At 68.1% G+C, this 4,235-nt stretch carries 4 protein-coding genes; 3 read left to right on the forward strand and 1 reads right to left on the reverse strand.

The window, feature by feature from the left end:
- The 3 genes from MJ777_RS22360 to MJ777_RS22370 form a co-directional block, all read left to right on the forward strand.
- The coding region (locus tag MJ777_RS22360; protein WP_239377705.1) for a PP2C family serine/threonine-protein phosphatase at positions 1-966 on the forward strand (966 nt) is incomplete at its 5' end.
- Positions 967-970: 4 nt separating this feature from the next.
- Positions 971-1,249 (forward strand): hypothetical protein, encoded by a 279-nt coding sequence (locus MJ777_RS22830; RefSeq protein ID WP_255724147.1) that lies wholly within the window; start codon positions 971-973, stop codon positions 1,247-1,249.
- 163 nt (positions 1,250-1,412) lie between these two features.
- Positions 1,413-2,582 (forward strand): FHA domain-containing protein, encoded by a 1,170-nt coding sequence (locus MJ777_RS22370; protein WP_308127834.1) that lies wholly within the window; start codon positions 1,413-1,415, stop codon positions 2,580-2,582.
- 75 nt (positions 2,583-2,657) lie between these two features.
- On the opposite strand, the gene cysS is transcribed toward MJ777_RS22370, so the two are convergent.
- A complete protein-coding gene (gene cysS, locus MJ777_RS22375) occupies positions 2,658-4,190 on the reverse strand; it encodes a cysteine--tRNA ligase (protein WP_239377706.1) in 1,533 nt (510 codons plus the stop codon).
- Between the last annotated feature and the right edge of the window lie 45 nt (positions 4,191-4,235).

Raw genomic sequence — 4,235 nt, forward strand, 5'->3', positions numbered from 1 at the left:
GCCGCGGTCCTCGCCGAAGCGGCCCGCGGCTCGTCCGCCACGCGCGGCCAGCCGGCCGAGGCGACGCGTCCCGCGGGGGCGGAACCCTGGTTGCCGGGTCCGCTGGCATCGGGGCCGGCGGGCGCCGGCTCAGGATCGGTGGTTCTCCCAGGATCCGGCGAACGCGGCATCGCCTGTCTCAGGTCGCCGGATGACGATCCGGACCACCGGGATCCAGCCAGGATGGCCGGGATGGACGGCTACGCAGACATCAGCGGGGAGGACGACGAGCCCGGCTACCGTGATCCCTACGGCGGTCTCGAGTCCGACGGTCTTCAGTGGCCGCCCTCGGACATTCCAACGACGCCGCCTACCGCGGTCACGGACGATTTTCCCCGGTACGCCTTCTCCCCGGACGATGCCCAGAACGCGATCCACGCCGCTGTCGCGGCCGCGCAGGCGGCCGTCACCCGGGCGCCGGTCATCGATGGACGCATCGCACCGTCGTGCACGTTTGCCGCGGCTGTCATCACCCGTACCAGCGATGGCGGCGGCAGCGTCACCGTGGGCTGGATCGGGGACAGCCGGGTATACCTGCTCAGCCCACATCGGTTCGAACGACTGAGTGAGGACGACACCTGGGCTGCGGAGGCCGCACGCGTGGGGCTGATCCCCGCATCGGCGGTGGAGACCGACCGCCGAGCCCATACGCTTACCCGCTGGCTCGGCGCCGACGCCGGGGACGTGACCGCACATGTCCGCGTGGTTCCCCTGTCGTTGCCCGCCACGGTGCTGGTGTGTACGGACGGGTTGTGGAACTACCTGTCCCGGCCCGAGGACATGGCGGCGGTGGTCGGCGAACTCGCGCCAGCTACCGCCGCGATCACGGTTGGCCGCCACCTCACCAAGCACGCCATTGACCGCGGCGGCCACGACAACATCACAGTTGTGACCGCACGCATCGACGCGACGCCTCCTAGCGACTAATCCGGTGGAAGAGAGCCAGGCCGAACCCGCCCAGCTCCACTGTGAAGAATTCCAGGCCCGGTATGCGGGTAACGATGGAGCCGCTACCATCAAACGTGGCCAAAACGCACAGCTTGCCCATCAGTCCGACAACAAGGCCACATACCGTCTACTTCGGAACATGGTCAGCATCAAGGGCCCGAGCACAGGTACGGTTCGACTGAAACGGAACGTCGACGCCATTGGGGTCGACGAAATGGTCCTTGACCCGCAGCTGACCAGGAGCGTCAGGGTAAACAGGTGATCAGGTGAGTGCACGCTGCCCAGACGGGCACCTGTCGCTAGCTCCCGACTACTGCGATCAATGCGGTATGCGGATTGTAGCCGGCCAGGAGCCCTACGTCCTCCCATCGGAAGACGAAACCGGGTCGGGTCGCCAGCGACCGCGGCAGCCGGAACAGTCCGCCGTGGACTCATACGGTCGGCGGCCGGTGGACCCGTCCGGGACGGGGCGAGCCAGGGTTGACCCGGCCGATCCGCTTGGTATCCGCCGCCCACCGGATACCAAGCGGGTTGGTACGTCCCGGCCGTTTCCAGACCATGGCGCGCCGTCAGATGCCGAGTCATACGCTCAGGACGGCTACCCATCGAACGGGTACACGCCCGATGGCTACCCGCAGGAGGGCTACCCAGCCGACCGGTACGACCCCAACGGCTATTCCTCCGACGGGTACGCCCCCGCCGCGGAAAACTACCCACGGGACGGGTATACGCCGGACGGCTACGGTCGGGATGCCTACCCGCCGGGCGGCTACTCCCCCGGTGGCTATGACGCGAGCGGCTACCAGACAGGTCCCTACCGTGACCCGCGTGACCCGCGTGACGAACCGCGCCGCGACCCGCGTGACGAACCGCGCAGAGGCGAGCCATGGGGCTATGACAGGAACCGCGCCGACCCGTACGCACCCAGCCACCCCGCTCCCGGCGGCGGGGATGATCCGTTCGGCCTGGACCGTGCGAGCGCCGTTCCACGCGGCCCGGTAACAGCACCGCCCGACTACCACCGCCCACGTCCCAACCAGCATGTGCCCGCACGACCGTCCCGAGAGGCCGGCGACGGCTACGACGCCGCCTGCCCGAACTGTCACAATCCGCACGAGCCGGGTACGCGGTTCTGCGAGGTGTGCGGATTCGATCTGGTCCTGCGAGAACGCCCCGGCACACCGGACCGGGGAGCGGTGCAGACCGGCTGGGACGTGCTTGTCGAAGCCGAGCGCGAGTACTACGACAGTGGCGATGACCACCGTGTCCCGTTCCCCACGGTCTACCCACGGCGGGTCTTCACCCTCAGCGGCCCCCGGCTGCTGATCGGGCGACGCAGCGAGTCCCGCGGCATCCATCCGGAGATCGACCTGTCCGGCACACCGGAGGATCCGGGTATCTCCCGCGCGCACGCCATGCTCGAGTTGATGGCGGACGGTGGGTACGCTGTACTCGACCCTGGCTCAACGAACGGTACCCGGATCAACGACGAACCGAATCCGATCCCACCGGGCCAGCCAGTACCGCTGCGCAACGGCGACCGAGTCTACCTCGGCGCTTGGACGCGGATCACGATCCGCATGCTCGCTCGATAGCCGCTTCCGGGCTCTGCCCCAGCCGACGGCGCGCAATCATCGTGCTTCTTCCGTGCCGTCGGCGGGAGCGCTGGCTCACGCCAGATGCCAGCGCTGCCCCTCCGGAGTGTCCTCAACCACTATGCCCCCAGCCGCGAGCCGGGCTCGGATCCCATCTGCCTCGGCGTAGTCCCGCCGGGCACGCGCGGCCGACCGCAGATCGAGGACAATCTCCATGACCCCGTCGAGCGCGGGCCTCAGTTCGGAACCGGCCGTGGGCCACTGCGCGATCGGATCAAGCCCAAGGACCGCGAGCATCCGGCGCACGACGTCGACCCAGCCGGCAAGCTCCCGGCTGCGCGTCTTGGACAGCACCTGGTTCCCGCGTCCGACAGCACCGAACAGGACCGCCAGCGCCCGGGAGACCGCGAGGTCGTCGTCGAGCGCAACCGCGAAGGCACGCCAGGCCTGCGCCGGGTTCCCGACCATGGCCGCGTCCACCGGAGCGCCCCCGGCCGCGGTGTCGGCCGCCAGCGGCCCGGCATGACCATCAAGCACGCGCTGTGCCCCGACGGCGCATTCAGCCGCAAGTGCCGCGGCCTCGTCGGGCCCACCCAGGATGTCCAAGGCGTTGCGCACAAAGGTCTCGACGCGGTCATGGGCCGCGGCCGATTCGGCCAGCCCTTCCTGGCCGTATTCCAGCGATGAGCGATAGTGCGCGCCGAGCAGATGGTAACGCAGCACCTGCGGTCTGACCTGGTCAAGCGCATCGGCGACCAGGAACGAGTTGCCCAGTGACTTCGACATCTTGGTACCGCGGGTCGTCAGCAGGCCGACATGCATCCAGTAACGGGCCATCTCAGCTGTGCCGGCCACGGCAGGCTGCCGGCCCGCGCCCATGGCGCAGACCGACTGGGCGCGCTCATTCTCGTGGTGCGGAAAGACAAGGTCAAGACCGCCACCGTGGATGTCGAAAATCTCGCCGAGATACTTGCCCGCCATGGCTGAGCACTCGATATGCCACCCTGGACGGCCTCGCCCCCAGGGTGACTCCCAGAACGGCTCACCCGGCTTCGCGCCCTTCCAGAGCGCGAAATCACGAGGGTCGGCCTTCCCTGATTCGCTCTCCGATGACGCCTGCATGGCGTCCGGGCGCTGATTCGACAACTGTCCATAACCGGCGAAGCGAGCGACCCGGAACCAGACCGACCCGGCGCTTACGTAAGCGCAGCCGACATCCAACAGTCTGGCGATGAGCGCCAGCATCTCCGGGATATGGCCGGTCGCCCGTGGCTGAATCGTGGCCGGCAGCACACCGAGAACACGGTATGCGTCATCGAAGGCCCGCGTCTGGCGGGTGGCGAGCTCCCACACGCTCTCGCCGGCCCGGTCCGCGTTAATAATGATCTTGTCGTCGATATCAGTGATGTTCTGGACAAAGGTCACGTCAAACCCGGACGCGGTGAGCCAGCGGCGCAGTACATCGAAGGCGACCGCGGTACGTACATGCCCGACATGCGGCGCGGACTGGACGGTGGGCCCACAGACATACACGCCCACATGACCGGGGTGCAACGGCTCAAACGGCCGTATGCGCCGGGTGCGCGTGTCGTAGATGTGGAGTCCCATCCGTCAAGCGTACGGCGCGGCTTCCGCTCGTACGTCCACAGCCCC

Source organism: Protofrankia sp. Cj5, assembly GCF_917627405.1.
Classification (GTDB): Bacteria; Actinomycetota; Actinomycetes; order Frankiales; family Frankiaceae; genus Protofrankia.

Excerpts from the sequence above, each read along its gene's own strand:
- cysS (WP_239377706.1), bottom strand. The coding sequence starts at position 4,190 with ATGGGACTCCACATCTACGACACGCGCACCCGGCGCATACGGCCGTTT.